The organism is Desulfitobacterium nosdiversum (assembly GCF_049860565.1).
Lineage (GTDB): Bacteria > Bacillota > Desulfitobacteriia > Desulfitobacteriales > Desulfitobacteriaceae > Desulfitobacterium_A > Desulfitobacterium_A nosdiversum.
The window spans coordinates 3,036,666-3,058,296 of the sequence record NZ_CP172056.1; the positions used below are offsets into that span (position 1 = coordinate 3,036,666).

24 protein-coding genes and 1 tRNA gene are annotated in these 21,631 nt (G+C 38.7%); 2 read left to right on the plus strand and 23 right to left on the minus strand.

The genetic code is table 11. The features are described 5' to 3' along the window. Positions 1 to 2 precede the first annotated feature (2 nt). From ACHOLT_RS14585 to ACHOLT_RS14645, 13 genes are all read right to left on the minus strand, one after another. Complete coding sequence (locus tag ACHOLT_RS14585; RefSeq protein ID WP_425802028.1) at positions 3 to 977, minus strand: DnaA ATPase domain-containing protein; 975 nt, start codon at positions 975 to 977, stop codon at positions 3 to 5. Positions 978 to 999: 22 nt separating this feature from the next. Beyond that, on the minus strand, positions 1,000 to 1,902 hold the full coding sequence (locus ACHOLT_RS14590) for a selenium metabolism-associated LysR family transcriptional regulator (protein WP_425802030.1): 903 nt from the start codon (positions 1,900 to 1,902) through the stop codon (positions 1,000 to 1,002). A gap of 103 nt (positions 1,903 to 2,005) precedes the next feature. After that, positions 2,006 to 2,464, minus strand: a complete 459-nt coding sequence (locus tag ACHOLT_RS14595; protein ID WP_425808083.1) for a peptidylprolyl isomerase — start codon at positions 2,462 to 2,464, stop codon at positions 2,006 to 2,008. A 138-nt stretch (positions 2,465 to 2,602) separates the two neighbouring features. Further along, on the minus strand, positions 2,603 to 3,220 hold the full coding sequence (locus tag ACHOLT_RS14600; RefSeq protein WP_425802032.1) for a DedA family protein: 618 nt from the start codon (positions 3,218 to 3,220) through the stop codon (positions 2,603 to 2,605). Positions 3,221 to 3,274: 54 nt separating this feature from the next. Then, positions 3,275 to 3,832, minus strand: coding sequence for a DedA family protein (locus tag ACHOLT_RS14605; RefSeq protein ID WP_425808085.1), 558 nt, complete (start codon positions 3,830 to 3,832; stop codon positions 3,275 to 3,277). Between the two features lie 169 nt (positions 3,833 to 4,001). Then, a complete protein-coding gene (locus ACHOLT_RS14610) occupies positions 4,002 to 5,354 on the minus strand; it encodes a SpoVR family protein (protein WP_425802034.1) in 1,353 nt (450 codons plus the stop codon). Positions 5,355 to 5,402: 48 nt separating this feature from the next. Next, a complete protein-coding gene (gene yhbH, locus ACHOLT_RS14615; protein WP_425802036.1) occupies positions 5,403 to 6,545 on the minus strand; it encodes a sporulation protein YhbH in 1,143 nt (380 codons plus the stop codon). A 20-nt stretch (positions 6,546 to 6,565) separates the two neighbouring features. Then, a complete protein-coding gene (locus ACHOLT_RS14620; protein ID WP_425802038.1) occupies positions 6,566 to 8,467 on the minus strand; it encodes a PrkA family serine protein kinase in 1,902 nt (633 codons plus the stop codon). A 256-nt stretch (positions 8,468 to 8,723) separates the two neighbouring features. Next, positions 8,724 to 8,936, minus strand: coding sequence for a hypothetical protein (locus tag ACHOLT_RS14625; RefSeq protein WP_425802041.1), 213 nt, complete (start codon positions 8,934 to 8,936; stop codon positions 8,724 to 8,726). A gap of 157 nt (positions 8,937 to 9,093) precedes the next feature. After that, positions 9,094 to 10,419, minus strand: a complete 1,326-nt coding sequence (glnA, locus tag ACHOLT_RS14630) for a type I glutamate--ammonia ligase (protein ID WP_425802044.1) — start codon at positions 10,417 to 10,419, stop codon at positions 9,094 to 9,096. 31 nt (positions 10,420 to 10,450) lie between these two features. Then, the gene (gene cobO, locus ACHOLT_RS14635; protein WP_425802047.1) at positions 10,451 to 10,984 is read right to left on the minus strand and encodes a cob(I)yrinic acid a,c-diamide adenosyltransferase; all 534 of its coding nucleotides are present in this window, start codon (positions 10,982 to 10,984) and stop codon (positions 10,451 to 10,453) included. Next, the gene (locus ACHOLT_RS14640; RefSeq protein WP_425802050.1) at positions 10,985 to 11,515 is read right to left on the minus strand and encodes a hypothetical protein; all 531 of its coding nucleotides are present in this window, start codon (positions 11,513 to 11,515) and stop codon (positions 10,985 to 10,987) included. Between the two features lie 224 nt (positions 11,516 to 11,739). Next, positions 11,740 to 13,026, minus strand: a complete 1,287-nt coding sequence (locus tag ACHOLT_RS14645) for a tetratricopeptide repeat protein (RefSeq protein ID WP_425802052.1) — start codon at positions 13,024 to 13,026, stop codon at positions 11,740 to 11,742. A 459-nt stretch (positions 13,027 to 13,485) separates the two neighbouring features. On the opposite strand from ACHOLT_RS14645, the gene ACHOLT_RS14650 reads away from it, so the two are divergent. Next, positions 13,486 to 14,280, plus strand: a complete 795-nt coding sequence (locus ACHOLT_RS14650; RefSeq protein ID WP_425802055.1) for a polysaccharide deacetylase family protein — start codon at positions 13,486 to 13,488, stop codon at positions 14,278 to 14,280. On the opposite strand, the gene ACHOLT_RS14655 is transcribed toward ACHOLT_RS14650, so the two are convergent. The 6 genes from ACHOLT_RS14655 to ACHOLT_RS14680 all read right to left on the minus strand — a co-directional run bounded on the left by ACHOLT_RS14655 (position 14,277) and on the right by ACHOLT_RS14680 (position 18,866). Further along, on the minus strand, positions 14,277 to 15,242 hold the full coding sequence (locus tag ACHOLT_RS14655) for a hypothetical protein (RefSeq protein WP_425802057.1): 966 nt from the start codon (positions 15,240 to 15,242) through the stop codon (positions 14,277 to 14,279). The genes ACHOLT_RS14650 and ACHOLT_RS14655 overlap by 4 nt on opposite strands. Before the next feature lie 24 nt (positions 15,243 to 15,266). Then, positions 15,267 to 16,145, minus strand: coding sequence for a YitT family protein (locus ACHOLT_RS14660; RefSeq protein WP_425802059.1), 879 nt, complete (start codon positions 16,143 to 16,145; stop codon positions 15,267 to 15,269). A gap of 141 nt (positions 16,146 to 16,286) precedes the next feature. Then, positions 16,287 to 16,362 (minus strand) — tRNA-Arg (locus tag ACHOLT_RS14665). 62 nt (positions 16,363 to 16,424) lie between these two features. Beyond that, the gene (locus tag ACHOLT_RS14670) at positions 16,425 to 17,120 is read right to left on the minus strand and encodes a dTMP kinase (protein WP_425802061.1); all 696 of its coding nucleotides are present in this window, start codon (positions 17,118 to 17,120) and stop codon (positions 16,425 to 16,427) included. A 136-nt stretch (positions 17,121 to 17,256) separates the two neighbouring features. Continuing rightward, entirely contained in the window at positions 17,257 to 18,051 is a 795-nt protein-coding gene (gene spo0A, locus ACHOLT_RS14675) for a sporulation transcription factor Spo0A (protein ID WP_425802063.1), read from the minus strand. Between the two features lie 308 nt (positions 18,052 to 18,359). Further along, positions 18,360 to 18,866, minus strand: a complete 507-nt coding sequence (locus tag ACHOLT_RS14680; RefSeq protein ID WP_425802065.1) for a GNAT family N-acetyltransferase — start codon at positions 18,864 to 18,866, stop codon at positions 18,360 to 18,362. 134 nt (positions 18,867 to 19,000) lie between these two features. Between ACHOLT_RS14680 and ACHOLT_RS14685 the strand changes: the two genes are divergently transcribed. Further along, a complete protein-coding gene (locus ACHOLT_RS14685) occupies positions 19,001 to 19,189 on the plus strand; it encodes a ferredoxin (RefSeq protein ID WP_425802068.1) in 189 nt (62 codons plus the stop codon). A gap of 44 nt (positions 19,190 to 19,233) precedes the next feature. Here the strand turns inward: ACHOLT_RS14685 and ACHOLT_RS14690 are convergent, their stop codons facing one another. From ACHOLT_RS14690 to ACHOLT_RS14705, 4 genes are all read right to left on the minus strand, one after another. Next, positions 19,234 to 20,118 carry a DUF1858 domain-containing protein gene (locus ACHOLT_RS14690; RefSeq protein WP_425802070.1) on the minus strand — a complete coding sequence of 295 codons (885 nt, stop codon included), beginning with the start codon at positions 20,116 to 20,118 and terminating at the stop codon, positions 19,234 to 19,236. A gap of 12 nt (positions 20,119 to 20,130) precedes the next feature. After that, positions 20,131 to 20,277, minus strand: coding sequence for a hypothetical protein (locus tag ACHOLT_RS14695; protein ID WP_425802073.1), 147 nt, complete (start codon positions 20,275 to 20,277; stop codon positions 20,131 to 20,133). A 165-nt stretch (positions 20,278 to 20,442) separates the two neighbouring features. Beyond that, positions 20,443 to 20,904: a hypothetical protein gene (locus tag ACHOLT_RS14700; RefSeq protein WP_425802075.1), complete on the minus strand. Its 462-nt coding sequence runs from the start codon at positions 20,902 to 20,904 to the stop codon at positions 20,443 to 20,445. A gap of 214 nt (positions 20,905 to 21,118) precedes the next feature. After that, the gene (locus ACHOLT_RS14705) at positions 21,119 to 21,472 is read right to left on the minus strand and encodes a recombinase (protein WP_425802077.1); all 354 of its coding nucleotides are present in this window, start codon (positions 21,470 to 21,472) and stop codon (positions 21,119 to 21,121) included. Positions 21,473 to 21,631 lie beyond the last annotated feature (159 nt).

Sequence of the window (21,631 nt, forward strand, 5' to 3'; positions counted from 1 at the left end):
AATCACCCCTCACCCTTATCAAAATAGGCCTTTAGAATTTCGAATTTTTGTCTCCATTCTGGGTTTTCTTTCTGCATATCCTCAAATTGCTGATATGACTTCATCATTACACTATGTGCCCGTTGAAAATATACTCCTAATTGAGGATATGACAAGGCGCATAGTTTTCGAATCGCGTATACCGCAAACTTTCGAGCAGCTGCTGTTGAAGGAACACGAGAACTTCCTTTAATCTCCTCCGCTAGTATTCCTGTCATCTCACTTATCTTTTGAATCACGTTATCAGGTATTAACTTTAAGCTATTCTTTTCCCTATATAACATTAAATATTCTTCCCAACATTCATAGGACGATGCCTTAAGATCATTTTCTGTAAACTTAACGAATTCATTTAAAAGCTTCTGAACATCCGTTAAATTTTCAGCTTGGGCTGCAAGCTTCGAAAGAATATCCTTTTGAATGATTAAGGATCGAGATCGTGCATAGAATCTGGCATATTCCACTAACTCAAGAGTAGTTGGAGTGAGTACGGGTAATGTTAATCCCCCAAACAATCGTGAATATAATCTTTTGGTTAGGAAAGCTGCCCTCTGAGGTTCTCCTTGAAAACTGGCAATGATCTTTGCACCATTATTTGTTAATGAATCTAGAGTATGAAGGAGTTCCTCAAGTGAATTTTTCTTACCTTCAAGTCTTTCGAGTTGGTCCAAAATCAATAATTTATGATTTCTTATCCGCGTACGAAACTCACTAAGGCAGTGATTTTGAGCCGCAAGAACATATCTTTGACTAAAGATCTGAGCATCCATCAACAAGACTTGAGGGCTTTTATTCTGATGATAAACCATTCTGAGCAATTCAGTTTTACCAACACCGCAAGGTCCATAAATTAATGTAATCGGGTAAACTGTTTCCAAATTATATTCATGTAAAGCATCAAAGGCCAATTGATTAAAGCGGGAGACAAACCATTCCAATAATAGGCTCCCCCTCTCAAGTTTAATTGATAATGTATTTTTCAACCCTATAGCTATCTAAAAAATCATAGCAAAGCCGTGCTGGTTTCGTTAACAGTTTATTGCGGCGGGTTAATAGATAAAAACCTCGATTAATTTCTAAGCCATCGACATCCCGTACGATCAAACCACTGTCATAGGGTTGCAACGCGCTAATCGATATAAAAGCATAACCGAGACCGGACCTAATTGCATTTTTAACCGCTTCTGTGCTGCCAGCTTCCAGACTGATCTGAAAGTCATCAAGGCGCAAGTTTAATTTTAAAAAAGCATCTTCAATAGCACTTCTATGACCAGATCCATATTCACGGATAACCATCGGATAATCTCTAAGATCCTTGGCGTATATGACATCTAATCCATTTAACGGATGATCCTCTGGAAAAACGAGTTTAATCTGATCAGTCATCCATAAGACGGAATTTAACTTATCCGTATTAAAATTAGACCCAATGACAGCGAAATCAACTTCTTGCGAACGAACTTTATCCGCAATTTCTAAACTATCACCAACCGTTAATTTAAAACTGATTTTAGGATAATTTTTCTGAAAGGGTCCTAACGTATTGGGTAGCAAATATTCTCCCGGAATATTTGAAGCGCCAATATGTACTTTTCCCCTTATTTCATCACAACTCACGTCCAGATTTTCTTTAAGCCGGCTCCACTCCTCCAGAATACGTTGAGAATGATGATAAAATATCTCACCCTCTCGAGTCAGAACAAAACCTTTACCATGCCGCTGAAAAAGCTTTACCCCCATTTTCTCCTCAAGAGTGCGCATATGATTAGAAATAGCAGGCTGACTGACTCCAAGACGACGTGCAACCAGGGTATAACTCTCTTCTTCAACGACCTGAACAAAAATACGCATAAGATCCAGCATATCATTCCTCCAGGCAATTTATTTAATATCACCTGATTTGCCATCAGATGCTAAAAAGAAGGGGTCAAAGCCCTTCTTTTCTTAATGCTCTTAATTTTATAACCTATTCATCAACTGTAACTTTGCTCATGTGCTGATCTTCATAAGGTTTATCACGATAATCTCGTTTTACATTTACAATTCGATCGATTTCTTCCATACCGTCAATCACACGGCCAAAAGAAGCATATTGTCCGTCAAGGTGAGGAGAATTTGCAACCATTAAAAAGAATTGAGAACCTGCCGAATTCGGATTAGCTGTGCGGGCCATTGAAATAACCCCTCTTTCATGCTTGAGGTTATTCTCAAAACCGTTTGCTGTAAATTCCCCTTTAATACTGTATCCTGGCCCGCCAGTTCCATTTCCATCCGGATCTCCGCCCTGAATCATGAACCCAGGAATAACGCGGTGAAAAATAACTCCATCATAAAATCCCTTTTTTACTAAAGAGATGAAGTTAGCAACAGTCTCTGGAGCAACTTCCGGATAAAGTTCAACCTTAATTTTTTGTTCATTCTCCATTTCAATAGTGACAACTGGGTTTTTCTTGCTTACATCCTGAGTAGTCAAAGCTTTTCCCTCCAATTTCAGATTCCTTTTGATTATAACCATTTTTCGCCTAAATTACCACATAACTATAATTAGGTTTTAAAATCAATTTTACTCCTGATAATTCTTAGATTTATTCCAATTTGTACTGATCAGATAAGCAAGTATAATTATTAAAGCAAGAATAAGTCCTCCACGCGATAAATAACGATGGAGTAAAGGAACTATTTCTTGCCAATGTTTTCCGAGAAGTCTCCCCAGCGTTATAAACGTGCTTGTCCAAAGCAATGCACCTATTCCAGATAAAACGGTATAGCGTCGATAATCCACCTCGCTCATACCTGAAAAGTAAGCAACGAAGTGTCGAAAACCCGGGAAAAAGTACCCAATGACGATAAGCCGTTCTCCATACTTTTGGAACCAGATCTCTGCTTTCTTTATCTTTTTTTCATTCATATGCAAAAATGGAGCAATCTTATGAAGAAATGGGATACCCAAACGCCGTCCAATCCAATAACTCAAATTAATACCCAGAAAACTGCCTACGGATGCAAGCAATAATGTCTTCATAAAATCCATATGACCTACGGACGTTTGAAAACCGCTGAAAGCCATGATGAATTCATCAGGTACGGGCATTCCAATCATACCAAAAGAAAGAACCGTAAAAAGTCCAATATATCGATAATGGAAAATAAAACTCAGCAAATAATGCTCCAAGCCGCTCATAATTTAATTTCCCCTTATGAATCATCAATCCAAAGATAAATAGAAGGAGTTAGACTATCTTCTGCTATTATTTCGGTGCATAAACCAATAACCTAGACCGAATACAATTAAGATTCCGACAATAAGGTCAAGACGATGAAACAGTGGCTTTAGAGTATTCCAATTTTTCCCGAGCTTTTCACCGACGATAATCAAAAACATACACCAGGGGAATGCACCAATTACCGTATATACCGCCATTTTAACAGGATTCATTCTTGCAATCCCTGCAGGCAGGGATATAAAAGTACGAACAACCGGCAAAATCCGGCCGAGGAGAACCGTAACTTCACCGTGACGGTTGAATAAGCGATCTGTCCAGGCAAGCTCCCGTTCCTTAATAAAGATGTAATGTCCATAGCGTTTAATAAAAGGCCGACCGCCCCAGAACCCGACATAATAGGCTACAAGCCCTCCAAAAAGATTTCCTGCAGTAGCTGCTATTGTAGCCGGCCAAAATTGGAAATGATCCAAATATACCATATACCCGGTAAAAGGTAAAATGATTTCACTTGGTAAAGGAATACACGCACTTTCTATCGCCATGGCAAGAAAAACGCCAAAATACCCCATGCTCGAGATCAAATGAATCACGAATTGACCTAATTGTGATAATATCGCTTCCAATTTTCTCCCCCTTAAAATAAATCCACTTAACAAATCAGCATGGTAAAAAATATACCATGCTGATTTTACCACAGTGAAGTATAACTTGCCAGAAGCCCGACTAAAATAATCCTTCTTACCTTTCGCCTTCTGTTTGTCGGGTGATCTGTTTACGGGATACAGCACCATTTTGGCATTCAAATAAAATCTTTTTGCCATCTACAATTGTCTCAAGGGCAACTGCTCTCCCCCACAAACTTTGCACTAAAATTAATGTCTTTTCCAGATAAACAACATCAAGATCTTGCCCCTCATGGGCATGCCTGAGATATAGTGTCCGCTTCCCTTCATAATCTCCATCAACAACGTTTATTCTTGGATGGCCTCCATTGACTAATTGTTGAACTAAGCTATTACGAACTTTTTCCCATTCAGTATCTGTTACTTGCCAATTCGCTCCTACTTTGCGGTAATTAAATAGATTTAATTTATCAACGAGTTCCCGATCTAAATAATTGCGAATAAAGGAAACATCGTTTTCAACTTCTCGAACCTCAAATAAATACTCTAAATCCTTTTTCTCAGCAAGCGATTCCCATATTTTCACCCCCAGGTAATAGGGGTTTAAGGATAAGCGTGACGGTTGAACCACTTGACTATGCATTACTGCAAAATCCATAACTTCCTCATCCGTTAAATCCAGCTCACGCATAATTCGGGAATGCCAAAATGTAGCCCATCCTTCATTCATAATCTTTGTTTCAATTTGAGGAAAGAAATAGAGTGACTCCTCTCTGATCATGCTCAGAATATCACGCTGCCACTCCTCTAAAGTTGGAGAATTCTCTAAAATGTAGAGTACTAAATCTTCATACTCTCGCTTCTCTTGTAGATCTTCATCCGTTTTTTCCTCTTCCCATAGATCTTCGTAAGGAGAACTGCTCTTTTTAGAGTGAGCTTTTGTCTTTTCGTTTTCAATTTTAGCACCTAAATGAGCCCTAAAGTCGACGTGCTCTTGAATAGCCAAGACAGCATCCAGGGTTTGCTCAACTTTTTCTCGTCCGTGAATAAGCTCATACTTTCGAATTTGTTCCGAATGGGCGGCCATCCTCTCAACCATATCACGGGGTGTACGTTTGAAATAGTGATTGTTTTTAAAAAAGTCAACATGGGCGTAGACATGCCCCATAACAAGCTTATTTTGGATCAAACGATTCCCTTCAAGCAAAAATCCGTAAGACGGGTTTGAATTGATCACCAGTTCATAAATTCGACTTAAATTCAGGTCGTATTGCATTTTTAAGCGATAAAAAGCTTTACCAAAACTCCAATGCGTAAATCTTACCGGCATTCCATAAGCTCCAAATGTATAGAGCGCCTCAGCTGGACATACTTCGAAGTGAACTGGATAAAAATCCAATCCCAATTTTCGGGCAATAGCGGCAATCTCCTGGGCATATTTTCCCAATAAGGTAATTTCATTTTCCATGATCCACCACCCCCAGGTTTAGACCCCAACATAGACCTTATCATCCATTTATGATTGACCTTCTGAGAAAACAGCTTTTAGAGCACTATAGACTTCATTTCGATCACGAATCGTTACGAGTCTAAGTTTAGGGTCTGTGATTCGTTTAAGTGTAGACATTAAGGTACTGGAATAGTGCGTCCGAAGTATTTCCCCGTACCCTACGACTTGGCTCACATCGACAAGCCTTTGCATGAGTGTCAATGCTTTTGAATTATCGGAACCAATGTTATCTCCATCTGTAAAATGGACGGGATAGATATTATAATGTTCAGGAGGATATTCACGCTCAATTAAATCCAATGCAAGTTGATAAACTGAAGAGCAACGTGTTCCTCCGCTTTCCCCGCGAGTAAAAAATTCTTCCTCATTGACTTCTTTAGCTTCGGTATGATGGGCAAGAAAACGCATTTCTACATTTTCGTACTTTTGACGCAGAAAACGCACCATCCAAAAAAAGAACGTACGCGAAATATATTTTTCAAACTGCCCCATTGATCCCGAAGTATCCATCATTGCAAAAATGACAGCATTAGTTTCAAAATTCGGATGAGTCTCCCAGGTTTTATAACGCAAATCATCCGGGCTAATTCTTAGATTCTCCTTTTTCCCTTTAATCGCTTGACGTTTGATACTTTCTATAAGCGTTCGCTTTTTATCAATATTGGACATTAAACCTTTTTTGCGAATATCATTGAATTCAGGTTTATCATGGGCAATTAAGGGGCGCTTTTTATCATCGAGATTAGGCAGCTCTAGTTCTTCAAAAAGAATTGACGCTAAATCATCATACGTGATTTCTGCCTCGTAGATATCTACTCCTGGTTCTTCACCTGCCCCCGGACCATTCCCTGCTCCGGATTTTTTTGAACTCTCCCGAGCTAATATATCTCCTTGAGCCATTTTTTTATTTGCCTGACCTGTATGATTTTTCTTATTAAAGTCATATCGAAATCGAAACTCCTCAAGAGAGCGCATGGGTATTTTCATGGTCTTTTTCCCATCACTTAAGATAATACTCTCATCAATAATGAGATCTCCCAACTGCTTTTTAATGGCCTCTTTAACTTTTTCTTTATGGCGGCTTTGATCAAAATATCCTTTGCGATGCAGGCTCCAGTCATCCTGGTTAACAATGATTTCGTCACTCATGACACCCAGCTCCTTCCCTTTTAGCGGTTGAGAAGTGAGCCAACATATTTTACAATCTCATTAGCGCAGACGGGGCAATAACCATGTTGTTGGACAAGACGATCAGTAACATCATTGATTCGACGTAGCTGTTCTTGGTCAGGGTGAGTAACCGATGTCGTAACCTTAATAATATCTTTCAAATCAGCAAACAGCTTTTTCTCGATAGCTTCTCTTAACCGTTCATGAGAAGTATATTGGAATGTTCTACCTTTCCTGGCATTGATGGAAATACGGATTAAGATTTCCTCTCTGAACGCTTTCTTAGCATTCTCAGATACCCCAATTTGCTCCTCAATACTCCGCATGAGCTGCTCATCTGGATCAAGCTCCTCACCCGTAATGGAGTCATATAATTTACTTGAATTGCAAAAGGCTTCCACATTATCCAGATAATTATTCAAAAGCGATTTTGCGGATTCCTCATACGCATAGACAAAGGCTTTTTGTACTTCTTTCTTCGCGACTTCATCATACTCTTTGCGCGCTTGAGCGATAATGTTTACAAGATTTTCCCGCTCTTCTTTAGTAATTGAAGTATGCTGAGACAATCCGTCTTTTAGAGCCCTTAAAATATCTAAAGCGTTAATACACGATTTATGATCACGAATCAATGCTGTTGAGATCCGATTGATGACATAGCGGGGATCGACTCCGCTCATGCCTTCCCCTTGTTCTTCACCCTCACTCGTCAAATCTTTAATATCTTTTTGGTTGAAACCCTCAACATCTTCTCCGTCATAAAGTCTCATTTTCTTAACTAAATCCATACCTTGCTTCTTTGAAGGTTTCAAACGCGAGAGAATGCTAAAAACTGAAGCCGTCCACAAGCTATGCGGCGCAAGATGCACTTCATGCAAATCACTTTGGCGAATAAGCTTTTCATAAATTTTAACTTCAGAACTTACTTTTAAGTTATATGGGACGGGAATTACGATAATCCGTGATTGCAGAGCCTCATTCTTTTTGTTGCTGATAAACGTTTTATACTCGTTCTCATTAGTGTGAGCAATGATAAGCTCATCCGCAGAAATCAAGGCAAATCGACCCGCCTTAAAATTTCCCTCTTGAGATAAACTGAGGAGATTCCAAAGGAACTTTTCATCGCTTTTAAGCATTTCCTGGAATTCCATAAGTCCGCGATTTGCTTTATTTAATTCACCATCAAATCGATAGGCTCTTGGGTCCGATTCAGATCCGAACTCTGTAATGGTCGAAAAATCGATACTTCCGGTTAAGTCTGCAATATCCTGTGATTTTGGATCAGAAGGAGTGAAGGTTCCGATCCCTACCCGTTCTTCTTCTGAAAAAACAATTCGTTTAACCGGTACATTTTCAACTTGCCCTTTAAACTCTTCCTCAACTCTTAGACGACATACCGGGCAAAGGTTTCCTTCGATTTTGAGTCCATACTGCTGATTAAATTCCTCACGCAAGGAAAGCGGTAAAAGATGTAGAGGATCCTCATGCATGGGGCAGCCATCAATAGCATAGACAGCTCCATCCTCTGTTCGTGTATACTCCTCTAAACCTCTTTTAAGCAAGGTCACAATTGTTGACTTACCTCCACTTACAGGACCCATTAAAAGGAGTATTCTTTTTCGAACATCCATTCTTTTCGCTGCAGTATGAAAATACTCTTCAACCAGTCGTTCAAGAGTTTTATCCATACCGTAAAGCTCTTTGTTAAAAAAGGAATAACTCTTTTGACCATTACCTTCCTCAATACCCGCGCTAGAAATCATCTCATAAATTCGTGCGTGGGAATGCAGTCCTAACTGTGGCTTCTTTGTCACCATCTCCAAATAGTCAGCAAATGTACCATTCCACGTTAGCGCTGCTTCTTTATCCCTATAATTTTTTAACCACTCTACAACTTCCATTGTCGCCCTCCCTTTCTAAGCACCCCTCAATCAGCGGCTTAATTAAGTATATGCCCAGTCTAAAAAGATGAGACACAGTTCGTTCCGGACTTTATATGATTTGAAATCATGGTCCAGAGTTACTTACCCCATTTGGAATGAACCTCCTTTGGAAGTAAGTTTCCTTTTATTCATATGAAAAGCAAAAAACCTTTTAGAATCACTCCAAAAGGTTTTTTGCTTTTCATATTGCACTATTTTTTATTCTATCATAATTTTAATTAACTTTTTCTAAATCACAAGCATCATAAGCGTAATCCCCGGAACAAACATCAAGATGAACAACAATATATTCGCCTAATTCATCCCTATCCAAGCGGACAACAGTGCCTAAACGACAGTTGTTCGTAACTACACGATCACCGATTTGATATTTGGGAATTACTTTTTTAAAGGAATACGACTTTTGTTCATTTCTCATAGCTAACATTGCCTCACCACCTTATGTGAAAGTGATTTCTAGTTCGATATTATAATAACATATTGAATATATAAAATCCAGTAGAAATTTCTCACAATTCAAAATCTTTTTGGCTTAGATTAAAAATGGGTCTGTCAACGACAGACCCTAAAATAACAAAAGGCATTTAATACATTTGTAAATATTCATCAATTTCCCACGGATGGACCGCAACATTATAACGATGCCATTCGTTCTTTTTTGTCTCTATAAATCGGCTAAATATGTGTGGGCCAAGGGCTTCACGAATTATTTCATCGTGAGATAACTCGTTGATTGCTTCCAGAAGACTCTCCGGAAGAGATTGAATTCCCTGAATCTTACGTTCCTCGGCACTCATTTCATAAATATTAAGATCAACGGGTACAGGAGGAGTTAACTGATTTTTAATTCCATCAAGTCCAGCTTTAAGCTGAACTGCTAAAGCTAAATAAGGATTGCTCGATGGGTCGGGGCTTCTTAATTCAACCCGTGTCGAAGATCCTCTTTTCGCAGGAATTCGAATGAGAGGACTTCTGTTTCTTCCCGACCAAGCGATATAACAAGGAGCCTCATAGCCGGCGACGAGTCTCTTATACGAATTAATCGTTGGATTTGTAATTGCAGCAAAAGAACGAGCATGTTTCAGTAAACCGGCGATATATTGAAAAGCAACCTTAGATAACTGCATATCTCCTTCTGAATCATAAAATGCATTGCGACCCGCTTTAAAAAGCGATTGATTTGTGTGCATTCCTGAACCGGCTATTCCATAAATAGGTTTTGGCATAAAGGTCGCATGCAAGCCGTGCCTTTGCGCAATAGTCCTTACGACAAAACGAAAGGTTGCAATCTTATCGGCAATATCTAAGGCATCAGAATATTTAAAGTCAATTTCGTGTTGTCCCGGAGCAACTTCATGATGCGAAGCCTCAATTTCAAATCCCATTTTTTCCAGGGCTAGAACCATATCCCGTCTAGCATCTTCCCCAAGATCAACAGGCGTTAAATCAAAATACCCTGCCTTATCTTGAGTTATAGTTGTAGGTCGTCCTTCTGAATCCGTTTGAAATAAGAAAAACTCCAATTCCGGTCCAACATTCCATATATAGCCCATATCCTGAGCTTCAGAGATAACCCTTTTCAAGGTACTCCTCGGGCAGCCCTGAAAAGGAGTTCCATCTGGATTATAGACATCACAAATTAGTCGTGCTACTGATCCGTCTGTAGGACGCCAAGGAAAAACAACAAAGGTATTGGGATCCGGGTGCAAATACATATCTGATTCTTCAATACGAGCAAATCCTTCAATAGAGGATCCGTCAAACATGAGCTCACCATGTAAAGCTTTTTCAAGCTGCTCAATAGTAATAGCAACATTTTTTAATACTCCGAAAATATCCGTGAATTGAAGACGAATAAATTTTACTCCTTTTTCCCGCGCTTCTTTTAAAACATCTTCTTCAGTAAACATAGCCTTTGCTCCTTATCACATTTTAAACTATTTAATACTCTATCCCTTTGCGTGCATTTATCCCGAGTTCATAAGGATGTTTAACTTGTACCATTTCCGTTACAAGTTGAGCTTTTTCAATTAAACGTTGAGATGCATTTCTTCCCGTTAGAACTAATTCCACCTGACGCGGTTTTTCGTCCAAAAGTTGAAGAACTATGCTCTCCTGAATCAGATCAAACCAAACCGCATTAATAATTTCATCCAAAATAATAATATCCCATTGCCCGGAAAGCATAACTTCGCGAGTGCGCACCAACGCTTTTTCAGCTTCTTCAATATCCTCTGAGCTAGGAGAGCCTTTATGTACCCAATGACCGCTTCCAAAATGCTCCAAGCGGCATTCAGGAGCTAAACGCTGAATTCCAGTCAGTTCTCCGGCGTTATTTTGTCCCTTCATAAATTGAATAATGTATACTTTAAAACCGTGTCCGACTGCACGAACCGCTAACCCTAAGGCTGCCGTTGTCTTACCTTTGCTTGAGCCGGTATAAACTTGAATTAATCCTTGGTCAAGCTTGTTCAATTATTCCACCTTCTTCAGCCATTTTTCAAGCTGTGGATGAATATAGGCAATATTCGGCATAATGAGTAAATCTTGATATTTTTCTACTACCTGCCGACTGAAAGCAATAGAAAAAGAAAGTTTAACTCCTGATTTTTCGTCCATAGCCCTTAATTCAACTTTATCGGGATACAAATAGTAGGAGTAATCTCCGTCTCTCCAAGTGACTTCTAATTCTCCTAACTTTATCTTGATTATACCAAATTGTTCAACTTTTATCCCTCGAATACTTGAAAAGCCTTGATTTATTTGGCCTGTCTCTAAAGCAACTTGACCTGCTACGAGTTGACTGCTCATCAATTGTTCAACAATAAATCGTGCTGGTAAAGAAATCTCTTCTAATATTCTCCTGTGGTTGCGAATCGATTCAGCCCAGTTTTCCAGTTGAACCCGATGAATTGATTTTACGTGCTGAATCTTTTTAAGTGACTTCTCCAGAGTAAGGTAAATATCATCCAAACATTCTAATATTAGAAGATCCTCTGTATTCACATGTAACTCTCCTCTCTTTAATCACTCTATAACAATCACAAATCTGTTAATATAGGGACGGCATATTAAAGCATTTTTAATCTAAGCTAGTCCAATTTATGTACAAATAAAACAAATGAGAATCGTTAAATCCTATCAATATATTCATATTTTACATGAAATTTATGCGTATTCCTAGCATTTTCAAAAAATATCATTCCATTTTTTTCTATTTACTATTTATTTTATTTTTTTCGAACTTTTTTGGATACCCGTTGAATGGCTTGTTCAAGTTCTAATGTATCCATTCCTATTTCCCGTGCAATTCGTAGACATTCCCAATAATACTGAAGCGCATATAAATAGCTGCGTTGGTTTTCAAAATAATGGGCCAGGCGTTGTGACATATTTAAGGATAATAGTTGATGGCTTTCTAAATACTTCCTTGATTCCGTATGGTATATTAGGGCTTCCTCCGTTTCACCCAAACGCTCAGAATAGAGTGCAATTTTTTCATAGGCTTCCCCGAGTTTCTGGTTCTCCTCATTTTGTTCTAGAATTTCTGCAGCCTTTTTTAAATAGTCTCGTGCGGAAGGATAATCAGGCTTTAATTCTAAAAGTTGAGCCAGAGTTTCATAGCGTAAGGCCAAGCCTAAATCTTTACCCGGGTAATTATCAATGGATAACTCTAAATAATATATAGCATTCGATATATCCTTTAAATCGTGTAAAATTTTAGCCAGGAAATACATGCTCTCCGAAAGTTCTTCTTTTTGCTGAAGCCTAAGGTGTAAGGCAATTACACGATGCCAGGACTCGCGTGCCTTTTCTAAATTTCCCAGTTCAAAATCGATAAATGCCCAATATTGAATAGCATTTACGAATGATTCCTCATCTTGAATCTCTGAAAATATCTTACCTGCATGAATTAAATTTTTGCGGGCCAAATCGACATCTTTTTGTCGATACGCAACTTCTCCAAGGAGAATACTTAATTCCCCTTCTCCTTTTTTAAATCCATAACTATGACAAAGTTCCCTTGCCTTTAAAAAAGAGCTTTTAGCTTTGGCCCAGTTCTCGGCAGCCATGTAAACTTGGCCCAAGTCACTATAAAGCATGCTTAAACGCAAACGCGGCGAACTTCCCGGATAAATTTTAATAGCCTGCTCATACCAAGAAACTGCTTCCTTAAAATTTTCCCGGGCAACTGCAACACTAGCTAAACCTGCCATCGCCTCAGACATTCCTTTATAATTGTCAATTTGCTTACATATTTCAAGGGCTTCCTGAAAACCTATTTCACTTAAATCAACTTTTCCTTGCTTAATTCTTGATGTTGAAAGCAAACGAATGTTAAAAGCGGATATTTCAGAAACAGATAGTTGTTCCGTTAATTTTAAACTGCGAAGATAAATTTTTTCGGCAGACGCGTAATTACCTTCTCCAAGAAACGCGGTGCCTTTCTCCATAAGAGAGCGCCATTCCATTAAAACATCTTCATCCATAACATCCCCTCCGCTTTTATCCATCATATGCAGAATTGGGGATTTTGGCGCGAAAACAAGCTTGTACTCGATTTTCTTTATAATCTAGACACTTAAGTCGAAATATGCTAATCTGATATCGAAGGGGGTGTTGGTAATTGAATTCATATCGTCCCGCTCCGTCTTCTAATATTTGGTTGACAACACTAAAGATTGTTATTTTAATTTTAGCACTTTATTTTTCAGCGATAATCCTCGGCCGCATTTTTACCTGGATCTTTGCTATTACATTTTTCTTGATCAAAATAGCGGTCTTTATTATTGTTGGATTTTTTCTGTTGCATCTTTTTCTCAAACTTTTGTTTCGTTTTGATCTATGGAAATTTATTTTTGGTTCACGCTTTAGTCACTAAAATAGTAGGAGCACCGATTTACGGTGCTTTTATTTTATGCTAATCATGTTAATCATCCCTCCTGAATATCTTTTAGCGAAGGAGGGATGAGAAAATGCATTTTGTCGTCTTTAAAAAGCCATCCTGGAGAAATATAATCCTCTGGGCCATTTTTTTTATTGTTTTAATTACTTACCGAGATAATGTTGTATCCGTATTCTCTGGAAAATTAAAACCAATCTATTCTGCCCAAGTCACCAATCAACAAATAGGTCTTACTTTTGATATCAGCTGGGGGGAACAAACGGCAGAACCTATTCTTGATATTCTTAAACAAAAAGGAATTCATGCCACCTTCTTTTTATCAAGTCCCTGGGCAAGCAAGCATGAAGCACTTATTAAAAGAATGGTTGCAGATGGACACGAAATTGCTTCTCATGGAAATCGCCACGTTGATTTAAACACTTTAAGTCCTAGCGAATTAGAAAAAGAAATTCTTACAGCGCAAGGAGTTTTAGAAAATATCTCCGGTCAAAAAATCTCCTTGCTTAGACCGCCAAATGGAGCATATGACAATAAAGTGATTACTGTCTCGCAAAAACTCGGCTATCGAGTCATTCAATGGAGTGTAGATTCATTGGATTGGAAACGTCCAGGGCCAGATGCCGTAATAAATAATGTATTAAACGGTATTCGTAATGGTCATGGTGCACGCCCCGGCGATATTATTCTATTCCATGCTTCTGATTCAGCCCCTGATACGATCAAAGCGCTTCCCGTTGTCATTGATAATTTAAGGAATAAAAAATATGAGCTTGTTCCAGTCAGTGAATTATTAAAAAATGCTTCCAGTACATGGCCTCCTGAAAGCAATCTTAATGCTATGGAAAAAGCTCCTGCAGGACGTTAATACTTCTGAAGTTGTGCCTCCGCATTTAACCGTTCGTTAACCTGTTCTAAAGCTTTATTTGCATCTTGGCGAACTGCAGCTGAAATCTGACCCGTTAAAGCCTCTTTAAATTTTACCTGAGATGTTTTCCAGTCCCCAGCTTGATATAGTTTTATACCTAAAAGATAGGACTGATAAGGTTTTCCTTCAGGTGTTTCATTAAGATTTTGAAGGATATCTTCCCATTGTGTGGTTTTTCCTAAAGCTAAACATAGAAGTGCTTTTTTAGTTTGAAAATTTAAATTACTTGCGTTTCCTGGTAATAATTCCAATTGCGAGACGAGCTGTTCAGCTTTTTGCCAATCCGTATGGATTAATGCTAAGTCAAATTCCTCTTCAAGCACTAAAGGATGTTGGGGAGCCATGTTATGCGCTTTATCCCATTCTTTTAGGGCTTCTGCCTCATTACCTTGACTCAGGCAGCAATGGCTTAAAGCTAACGCTTTTAAAATTTTCTCCTCTTTAGAAAGCTTTAAATCTGAAACCGCATTTAACTTTTGATAAGATACATCATATTTCTCTTGAACTAAGTCAATCAATCCTTGACCCAGATTTTGTATCGAAGCAGAACTAACTCCGGCTAAGACTTGGCTCGCCTCATCAATCTTATTTTTTTGAAGCTTTACTTGCATAAGCCAGAAGCGATGCTTATCATCTTGCTGAATTAAAATATCCTGATCTGATAAATCCTTTCCTTGATTTAAGTCAAGCCAAATAGCGCTGTCTCGAATCAAGGGTATTTTATTTAACCAGGGGGACTTAAGTTTAAGCCACGTCAGTTCAGTATTAACTTGAGATAAATCAAAACGATCCTGGGCAGAACGAAGCTGAAATATATGCCAAGCAGGTTGTGCAAAGAGAATTGCTAAAATAAAAATTAACAGGAAGACAATTTTTCTGGATTTTCTCTTACGTCTTACCAATTTTCCGTTCTCCTTTATTAAATATTAATGGCCTTTCCATGAAGAAAACCCTTCACCCACTACCTCAGGTATCTCCGAGATGGCCACAAATGCCTGAGCATCACAGTTATGTATAATCTCTTTAATTTGAGATAATTGTGTTCTGGAAATAACGCAATAGACCACGCGCTTTGTTTCACCCGAGTAGGCCCCTGACGCATTAAAATAGGTTACCCCTCGATCTAATTTTGCCATAATATCTACTGCGATTTCCTGAGGCTGCGAGGTTATTATCATAACACTTTTATAATGGCTCATACCCTCTTGGACCAAATCAATAACTTTTGTCGCGATAAACATATATATTGCGGCATACATAGCCATTTCCGGGCGAAAAAGTATTGCCGCCATTAAAAAAATAAGCGCATCTATTCCAAGGAGAATTTGTCCTACGCTAAAAGGAGTTGTTCGGCTTAGCAAAACAGCTAAAATATCTGTTCCGCCAAGTGAACCGCGTGAACGGAAAATCACTCCCATTCCAATTCCTGAAATAACCCCGCCAAAAATTGAAGCCAGAAGAGAGTCTGTTGTTAGCTGCAGTACACCTGCTGTTAAATCTAAGGCTAAGGAAAGCGCACTTACACCTAAAATACTGTAAACAAGAAAAGATCTTCCAACCATTTTCCAACCCAAAATGAATAAGGGAATATTTAAAAAGAGAATAGTTAAACTTATAGGCCAGTTAACCAGATAATGAAGGATGATTGCAATCCCTGTAACTCCGCCATCAGCAATTTTATTAGGGATGATTAATGAATTTATGCTTAACGCTACAATTATCGCACCAATAAAAATACCAAGAATTCGCTTTGCCATCAGCCACGAAGATCGACTCCATATGAGTTTAAGCTTATTAAGCATCATAAGCACCCATCCTCCCTCAAAAGAGTAACCTTTAGGTAAACGTTGACCTTCTAGGAATATTGACGGAAACACGTAAGAATTTTAAACATACCAATTATACAATAAAAAAACCCTGCGTCAAATGCAGGGTAATCCTTTCAATGGTGCGCCCGGCAGGATTTGAACCTGCGACCTCCGGCCTCGGAAACCGTCACTCTATCCACTGAGCTACGAGCGCCTAAATTAGAACCGCTTTATTATTTTATTTGAACAGGGCATGTTTGTCAAGAATAACATAATTTAAGCCCTTAATAAGGGCTTTACCAAAGCATAAACTTCCTGGTGAATCTCCTCTACGGATTTTATGGTTTGATCATCTCTAATACAATTAATTCTTGCCCAGTTTTCTGTTTGAGCAATTTTTAACGCATTTTCATACGAGGTTCGTAAATAATCCGGTGCATTTTCATGAATATCTTTCGTAATTGAAGCTGCTTCACTACGAAGCTCAATGAGCTTTAGACTATATTCTGGCGGCATATCTAAAAAAATAACTAAATCCGGTTCTGGTAATTTAAACATTTTATATTCAAATTCTTTAAGCCAATTTAAATATTGGCTTCGCTCGTCTATATTTTTAATTTTCGCGGCCTGGTGAACCATGTTCGAGGTTGTATAGCGATCGGCAAGAATAATTCCGCCTTCCCTATAAAACGTTTCCCACTCCGTTTTAAAAGATGCAAAGCGATCGACGGTATAAAATGTTGAAGCAACATAAGGATTGACATCATTCGGATTTTGGCCGAAGCTTCCCCCTAAATACATTTTGACAAGTGCTGAAGAAGGGCTGCCATAGTTAGGAAATTCCACTTTTTTCACAGGAAGTCCCTCTTGATTCAGTTTTCCATATAGTTTCTGAGTTTGTGTCGCTTTACCGCTCCCATCACCTGCTTCAATAATGATCAACTTTCCCTGGTTTTTCTTCTGACCATTCATTCGTCTCCACCTTCTCACCCGTAATCCGCAGTATATATCTTGAATAGCATAACATATTTATAATGCTTATTCCTAGCGAATTGAACAAAAAAAGATCCCCTTTGCCTAAGAGGATCCTTTCTAGTATTATTAACCATCAACTCACCTTACTCATTACTCTCAGTTTATCTGCAAGAAGAGCTACAAATTCCGAATTTGTCGGTTTTTGACGTTCAATATTCATCGAATATCCAAAGATTCGTTTAAGTGTTTCTGTATGCCCGCGTTCCCAAGCCAATTCTATCGCATGACGAATTCCGCGTTCAACTCTGCTTGGCGCAGTGTCATATTTTTTAGCAATCGCAGGATAAAGTTCTTTGGTTACGGCACCGAGTAAAGATACATCTTCAACCACCATTAAAATTGCATCGCGTATGTATTGATATCCTTTGACATGGGCAGGAATCCCAATTTGGTGCATCATTGATGTAACCTCTGCTCCTAAATTCACGCGGCTTCCTGCTGAGGTAACCGGTGAAACTGAGGAAGGAATAGAAGTTGATGATACCGCAGTATCTTGCGTAAGGCTTTTAATTCGTTTACCTAGAACTTCTAAATCAAAAGGTTTAAGGATAAAATAATCCACGCCCAACATCATAGCCTGGTGGGTTAATGATTCTTGTCCGAATGCAGTTAACATTATGATTTTTGGCCGTGGTGTTGTGCTCCGCGCATTGATTCTTTCGAGAACGCCCAATCCGTCTAAGCTAGGCATAACTAAATCTAAGATAACTAAATCTGGTTCCTGAGCCTGAATCATGTCCCAAGCTTCGACCCCATTATACGCTAAACCAATAACCTGGAGATCCTCAAGACTGTGAAGATAATCCTGCAACATTTGGCATAAATTTCGATTATCATCTGCGACAACAATTTTAATCTTCTTACCCATTTTACCATCATCCCGTCCTTAGTTAATTTTCCGGACATAAATAACTGAATTATCGTCAATGACCTCTCATCTTTCCGGTGTCCTCATTATAAGTTATCTGGGATGTCGAAATCGTAAAAAATAAGTAAGACAGTGTTCTCGATGATAATTCGAATTTCTCTAGGAAAATACGCATTTATGGTAATTATCATTAAAAAATTTAGTTCATAAAATTATACCATTTTTATCCATTTATTTTATCAAGTTTGGTATCTTAAGGAAATTCCATGAATTAACTCAAGATTAAGAAAAAATTAATGACTTATCGCTTATGCAAATATCTTTTGAACCACTACGACATCAAGAATTTTACCGAATTTTTGTCCAATTTCTTGATATCGACCAGCTTCCTTAAATCCCAGCTTCTCGGCTACTGATAGACTTGGTGCATTTGTTCCCGTTATAAGTCCTAAAAGAGTATGATATCCCAATTGTTGAGCTGTATCACAAAGAGTTGCCAAAAATCTCTTACCGAGACCCTGTTTCTGAAATTCCGGTGCAATGTAGATTGAGAACTCTCCACTGGCTTTATATGCTGGGCGCGGATGAAATGGTGAAATACTCGCCCAGCCTATGATTTCGTTGTGTATTTCTGCAATAAACAACGGATAGTAAGGATCCTGATGAAGCGAGAACCACTCTTGAGCCTTTTCTTCCGTTCGATTTTCCAAATCAAACGTCGCAACGGTATTCTGCACAGCCCAATTATATATCTCTGTGATTCTGTTTAAATCATTTTCATTTGCCTTACGGATTTGGTAGTTTAAATCATTCATCTTCTTCATTACTCCTTTAAAAGACATTTAAAATACTTCTTACTCTTATTTTTATCACATATTTCATCAGATGGGTATATCCTTTTCAGGCTCGGATAGACTAAAGCATGATTATAATTAAGGAGGTTTGCTGAATGAAGGCTTCTGTCGATAAGGACACCTGTATCGGGTGCGGGGCTTGTTCCTCAATCTGTCCTGAAGTTTTTCAAATGGAGGATGATGGACTAGCTGCTGCTTATGTAAATCCCGTACCCAGTGAAGTCGAAGCTACTGCTCAAGAAGCTGCAGATTCTTGTCCAGTCGATGCTATTCATGTAGGATAATCAGCATACAAAAAGCAGGGGTTTCCCCCTGCTTTTTGTATGCCTTAGACATTAAGTGCTCGATTTGCGTGTTCCCGTAAATTTTCTAGGCCAATACGGTCAATAAGCCGCCCTAACCTTTCATTTTGTTTAGCCGTTTTTTTGTAATATTCAACGACAGCATCAATAACTGGAATAAGTTGATCTTTTTGCAAATTTTCCAACAGAAGGTTTCCCTGTCGCGGTTTCACTCCGCCGTTACCACCAACATAAAGATGATAACCCTTACTTGTACCCATCAATCCCAAGTCAACATTCGCAGAATCAGTGCATTTATTAGGGCAGCCCGCTACCCCAATCTTAAATTTTGAAGGCATCGCCATTCCATGATAACGTTTATCTAATTCCATTCCAATCCCTAAAGTTTCTTGCAAGCCGCGCTTACAAAACGTACTTCCAGGACATACTTTTACGCTTCGAACACAAAGTCCTATAGCATAGCCCGGATCCATCCCCAGATCCTCCCACGCTTTTGGAATGTCTTCCGGCTTTAAGCCCACAATTGCAATCCTTTGTGCAGATGTAACCTTAATAGCTGGTGCATTATATTTTTCGGCGACATCTGCTATCTTGCGAAGTATTTCCGGTGTGGCAACGCCAGCAGGGATATGTGGTGCAATAGCATAGGTCTGTTTATCTGCTTGTAAAATCGCCCCTACAGGTTGTGCATTTGCTGCAGCCTGAGCTGACATCTCACCCTGTTCAACAGAATTTATCTTTTCAAGCAGTTCTCCCGCATCAAGGTTATGCATTTGTGCAGCGTTTTGTAAGGTTTCATTGATCGAAAACGGACAGCCTAAGCAATGAAGCCCCATATCCTGCATCACATCCACGGTTTTCGGATTGGCTGCCATAATATCCTTTAATTTCGTATCTAATGTAAAATTCATCTAGTTCACCTCTTAGCCATGAATAAGCGTAGGAAGACAGTGCGTGCAAATATGTCTTTCTTCACCTTGATATACATAGGTAATTATTGGTGTGAGTTCACTCGTTGTTCCGCATTGTTCACATTCGTATTCAATATTTTCTTTTGATGGGTCAGCCATATGTCAACCTCCCTTTTTCATTTTTACTAAGTTTAGCATACTCTATCGCATACAAATGTGACCTGTAACACATTGTTCTGTGTTTTTTTTCATTGTGGTCAAAACACACTTCAAATATTCATAACTTAAAAACAAAGAAAAAACGCGCTTAGCGCGTTTAATGGATTAAGGTAAATTGACCATAGATTGTGGAGAAAATTTTTGAATCTGGCTGATCTTCCATCCGGAGGATGTTGATTGGGTTTCCATAGCATACGTTGCCGTAACATTTTCCTTCAGCGGCGAAGTCCATGAGACACGGATGAGAATAGATTGTGGAGATGAAGAACTCAAAAACTCAAGTTTTTGCAGCGAAAGCAAGGGATTCTTTTCTACAAGACTCTTCCAGTTTTCAATTTCGTGTTTTCCCGTTGGACTCATTTCTTTGCCGGAAAGAAACTGATCAACCAAGCCCAATTGCCGAGTATCAAGACAATCCCAAAAACGTTGAACTACAACTCGCGGTGAATCAGCAAACTGGGGTTGGGCCATTGCACTGACAACATTCTGCGGAGATTTCCAGGCAATAATGGTGACCAAACAACTCATGATAATCATGACGAACCAGAGATATCGACTATGACGCATACTTACCCTCCTTGCTTGTCTTTATTATATTTATAGGAGGAAAAGCTGATTTCATGTCATCTCTAAGTAAAAAATTTTTTCAAATAGAATTAATTAAAAACCTTACGCAAAAAGTTTAAAACAAACTCGGGCAGCTTTACATAATAAACTTTCATTTTGCTCACCTCTTTTCCCTATTGCCATCCTAGTTTATGCTGGGGAAGAAGGTAATGCGTTATGAAATGCTCTGGTAATTCTTAACAGCTTCTTCAAGTTGAGCTACCAATTGTTTTTCTTCTTCCGTACTCGCCGTAAAATATAGACGGCCAATAATAGAACTGATAATTTTAAGAACATCTTCGACAACAAGGACTTCCTTTAACGCTAGCTGTGCACTCGTTTCAATTAACGCAATACCGAATTGATGTCCGACTCCGTCTTTCATCATTTTAGTACAGGTTTTACCTAATAACCGCATGACTAATGATGCTTCCTGAGCATCAAGCTGACGAACAGCATCAATCGTTGTTGTTAACCCCTGCACCATTCGTAATCCAATGTTTGCCCAATTGACGTTTTGATTATCCATTGAACAATCCCCCTAAGCTTACAACTACTTTCGTGCCATACTATATGCCCTAAATCCTGAAGGGGTGAAAAAACAATCGTTCAAAATAGTGTATAAAATGATGTATAAAAAAGCGAACCCCGTACATTCTTTGATACGGGGTTCGCCTGATTTATAGGA

Excerpts from the sequence above, each read along its gene's own strand:
- ACHOLT_RS14590 (WP_425802030.1), bottom strand. The coding sequence starts at position 1,902 with ATGCTGGATCTTATGCGTATTTTTGTTCAGGTCGTTGAAGAAGAGAGT.
- ACHOLT_RS14595 (WP_425808083.1), bottom strand. The coding sequence starts at position 2,464 with ATGGAGAATGAACAAAAAATTAAGGTTGAACTTTATCCGGAAGTTGCT.
- ACHOLT_RS14600 (WP_425802032.1), bottom strand. The coding sequence starts at position 3,220 with ATGAGCGGCTTGGAGCATTATTTGCTGAGTTTTATTTTCCATTATCGA.
- ACHOLT_RS14605 (WP_425808085.1), bottom strand. The coding sequence starts at position 3,832 with ATGGGGTATTTTGGCGTTTTTCTTGCCATGGCGATAGAAAGTGCGTGT.
- ACHOLT_RS14610 (WP_425802034.1), bottom strand. The coding sequence starts at position 5,354 with ATGGAAAATGAAATTACCTTATTGGGAAAATATGCCCAGGAGATTGCC.
- yhbH (WP_425802036.1), bottom strand. The coding sequence starts at position 6,545 with ATGAGTGACGAAATCATTGTTAACCAGGATGACTGGAGCCTGCATCGC.
- ACHOLT_RS14620 (WP_425802038.1), bottom strand. The coding sequence starts at position 8,467 with ATGGAAGTTGTAGAGTGGTTAAAAAATTATAGGGATAAAGAAGCAGCG.
- ACHOLT_RS14625 (WP_425802041.1), bottom strand. The coding sequence starts at position 8,936 with ATGTTAGCTATGAGAAATGAACAAAAGTCGTATTCCTTTAAAAAAGTA.
- glnA (WP_425802044.1), bottom strand. The coding sequence starts at position 10,419 with ATGTTTACTGAAGAAGATGTTTTAAAAGAAGCGCGGGAAAAAGGAGTA.
- ACHOLT_RS14645 (WP_425802052.1), bottom strand. The coding sequence starts at position 13,026 with ATGATGGATAAAAGCGGAGGGGATGTTATGGATGAAGATGTTTTAATG.
- ACHOLT_RS14650 (WP_425802055.1), top strand. The coding sequence starts at position 13,486 with ATGCATTTTGTCGTCTTTAAAAAGCCATCCTGGAGAAATATAATCCTC.
- ACHOLT_RS14660 (WP_425802059.1), bottom strand. The coding sequence starts at position 16,145 with ATGATGCTTAATAAGCTTAAACTCATATGGAGTCGATCTTCGTGGCTG.
- ACHOLT_RS14670 (WP_425802061.1), bottom strand. The coding sequence starts at position 17,120 with ATGAATGGTCAGAAGAAAAACCAGGGAAAGTTGATCATTATTGAAGCA.
- spo0A (WP_425802063.1), bottom strand. The coding sequence starts at position 18,051 with ATGGGTAAGAAGATTAAAATTGTTGTCGCAGATGATAATCGAAATTTA.
- ACHOLT_RS14680 (WP_425802065.1), bottom strand. The coding sequence starts at position 18,866 with ATGAATGATTTAAACTACCAAATCCGTAAGGCAAATGAAAATGATTTA.
- ACHOLT_RS14685 (WP_425802068.1), top strand. The coding sequence starts at position 19,001 with ATGAAGGCTTCTGTCGATAAGGACACCTGTATCGGGTGCGGGGCTTGT.
- ACHOLT_RS14690 (WP_425802070.1), bottom strand. The coding sequence starts at position 20,118 with ATGAATTTTACATTAGATACGAAATTAAAGGATATTATGGCAGCCAAT.
- ACHOLT_RS14695 (WP_425802073.1), bottom strand. The coding sequence starts at position 20,277 with ATGGCTGACCCATCAAAAGAAAATATTGAATACGAATGTGAACAATGC.
- ACHOLT_RS14700 (WP_425802075.1), bottom strand. The coding sequence starts at position 20,904 with ATGCGTCATAGTCGATATCTCTGGTTCGTCATGATTATCATGAGTTGT.
- ACHOLT_RS14705 (WP_425802077.1), bottom strand. The coding sequence starts at position 21,472 with ATGGATAATCAAAACGTCAATTGGGCAAACATTGGATTACGAATGGTG.